This is a genomic window from Nitrosomonas communis (genome assembly GCF_900114745.1).
Classification (GTDB): domain Bacteria; phylum Pseudomonadota; class Gammaproteobacteria; order Burkholderiales; family Nitrosomonadaceae; genus Nitrosomonas; species Nitrosomonas communis_A.
Window position 1 is genome coordinate 1 of record NZ_FOUB01000159.1, and the last position, 2,347, is coordinate 2,347.

The window sequence follows — 2,347 nt, forward strand, 5'->3', positions numbered from 1 at the left end:
GTATCCCTCCAACCCCACCACCTACCCACGTTCCTTCAATAATGCTTCAATAGCCTCCGGTGCAAGCGGCAACAATTCATCGATTCGGCTGTTAGACCAGGTAGGGAGTTTTTCGAGGGTGTCAGCTAGCCATTGTGCGGGGTTGATACCGTTGAGTTTTGCAGTGCCGAGCAGGGTTTGGATGGCAGCGGCACGTTTTCCGGCACGTTCGGAGCCGGCGAACAGCCAGTTTTTCTTGCCGAGCGCTATGGGTCGGATGGTGTTTTCGACGGGGTTGTTGTCAATCGGCAGGTGTCCGCTGCCGGCATAGCGGATCAGGCTTTGCCAGCGCTTCAAGGTATAGTCGATGGCTTTGGCGGTGCCGCCGCCATCGGCGGTTTGGGTGCGGGTTTGCAGTAACCAGTCGTGCAACGATTGCAGGATCGGCAGGCTTTTTTCGGCACGTAGCTGCTGCCTGGTTTCGACGGTTAAATACTTGCCTTCGTCTTCGACGGCGTAAAGTTTGCCAATGCGTTGCAATGCTTCGAATGCAACGGTGCTGGCGTTGGCCTGATGCAGGTCGAAGAATTTGCGGCGCGCGTGCGCCCAACAGCCGAGTTCGGTGCAGTTGCCGGCGAGGGTGAATAGCGATTTGTAACCGGCGTAGTCGTCGACAACGAGATGACCTTGCCAACCGTCGAGGAAGTCTCGCGCATGTTTGCCGCTACGGCTGGTTTGGTAGTCGAATACGATGATACGCGGCCCCAATTCGAAGTCGTTGCTGCGATACGCCCACAGGTAGACGCGCCGCGTTTTTCCGCTGCCGGGATCCAGTTGCGCCACCGGGGTTTCGTCGGCGTGCAACACACGGCCTTGCAATAAGTGCAAAATCAGTCGGTCAACCAGCGGTTGCAGTGCCACGCCGACGCGTCCAACCCATTCGGCCAAGGTGGAAAGCGATAAAGTGATGCCTTCCCGCGCGGCGATTTGTGCGATGCGATACAGCGGCAGGTGATCGAGGTATTTGGCAGTCGTGATCCAAGCAAGCAAACCCACTGCCGCCATGCCACCGTCGATGATGGCGGGCGGCACGGGTTCCGCAACCACGGTTTCACATGCCCGGCAGGCGTATTGCGGGCGGATGTGGCGGTGCACGAAGAATTCGGCGGGTTTGACGTCCAGTTGCTCGGTGACATCTTCACCGATTTTTATCAGATTGCTGTCGCACTGTTTGCATTGGCAGGACTGCGGTTCATGGCGGTGTTCGATGCGTGGCAGGTGATCCGGTAGCGGTTGGCGCCCGGTGCGTGCACGCTTAGGCTGCTGCGGAATCGGCAGCTGCTCGATTTCCGCTTCAATCGCTGAAATATCGGTTTGCCAGTCTTCTTCGAACAAACTTAACTGCGACCGCGGCAGCGCTTCGCTCTTCGCACCGTAGCGAATGCGGCGCAAATGTGCCAGTTCCAGCGTCAGTGCCTGATTCTTTGTTTCCAGCAGTTTGAGCTCGTTTTGTGCTTGCGTAAGCAGTGATTGAATCAGGTTCGATACCTCGGTTTTAGCTTCCGGCGTGAGGTTCAAATGATCTAATTCGATTGACTGATTTACGTGCGCTTTCATGACACTATTATACCGCGAAACCCGCACAAAGTGGCGTCAGTATTGACTTTAGCTATATTTCCGCACGCAAGATTGCAGCCCCAGACGACGCCAATCCACTCCGGCAATCAACCACTCCCATTGCGACGAAGTCAGTTCCATCCCGCCCGTATCCGAACGTCCCCAAACGAACCGCCCCTGATGCAAGCGGCGCTGGCACAACCACACGCCGGTGCCGTCCCACAGCAGCACCTTGATGCGATTGCCCGCGCGATTGCAAAACACAAACGCCGAACCCGCACAAGGCGATCGCTGCAACGCTTGCATAACCAATGTCGACAACCCGTCGATGCCGCGACGCATATCCACCGGCTCAACCATCAACCAGATCTTCCCCGGATTAGCAATCAAAGACACTTCAGCAACTCCCCCAACCAATGCGGCGATACAGTCGACGGCAGTTCCAGCACGTGATCGCCCCGTCCGCGAAGACGCATCGTATTTGCCGGCACAGGCATTGGTTTGATCGTTACCGGAACAAACTCAGGCGACCGAATCACCTGACCGGCACGATGCTTGCGAACCCAATTGCCAAACGTCTTGGTATTCAAACCATGTTCCCGGCAATAAGCTGCTTGAGTCATGCCGCTGGTTTGCCATGCTTCGATATGAACTCGTCGTGATTCTGGTGATGACATCGTTCTTCCTTGTAAAAAGTTCAAGGATAGCGATCATGTATCTGGGTGTTAATGTGGAAGGGTTGGAGGCTTAC

At 56.0% G+C, this 2,347-nt stretch carries 3 protein-coding genes; all 3 read right to left on the reverse strand.

What is annotated here, in order from left to right; translation table 11 throughout:
- Positions 1-21: 21 nt before the first annotated feature.
- The 3 genes from tnpC to tnpA are packed head-to-tail and all read right to left on the reverse strand — an operon-like array spanning position 22 to position 2,273.
- A complete protein-coding gene (tnpC, locus tag BM122_RS21015; protein ID WP_074907604.1) occupies positions 22-1,596 on the reverse strand; it encodes an IS66 family transposase in 1,575 nt (524 codons plus the stop codon).
- Between the two features lie 48 nt (positions 1,597-1,644).
- Entirely contained in the window at positions 1,645-1,992 is a 348-nt protein-coding gene (gene tnpB, locus BM122_RS21020) for an IS66 family insertion sequence element accessory protein TnpB (protein ID WP_218152212.1), read from the reverse strand.
- Positions 1,983-2,273, reverse strand: coding sequence for an IS66 family insertion sequence element accessory protein TnpA (gene tnpA, locus BM122_RS21025; protein ID WP_074907606.1), 291 nt, complete (start codon positions 2,271-2,273; stop codon positions 1,983-1,985). Before tnpA ends, tnpB begins: the two co-directional genes overlap by 10 nt.
- Positions 2,274-2,347 lie beyond the last annotated feature (74 nt).

Bases quoted from the DNA above. Each gene is read 5' to 3' on its own strand.
- tnpC (WP_074907604.1), bottom strand. From the start codon at position 1,596: ATGAAAGCGCACGTAAATCAGTCAATCGAATTAGATCATTTGAACCTC.
- tnpA (WP_074907606.1), bottom strand. From the start codon at position 2,273: ATGTCATCACCAGAATCACGACGAGTTCATATCGAAGCATGGCAAACC.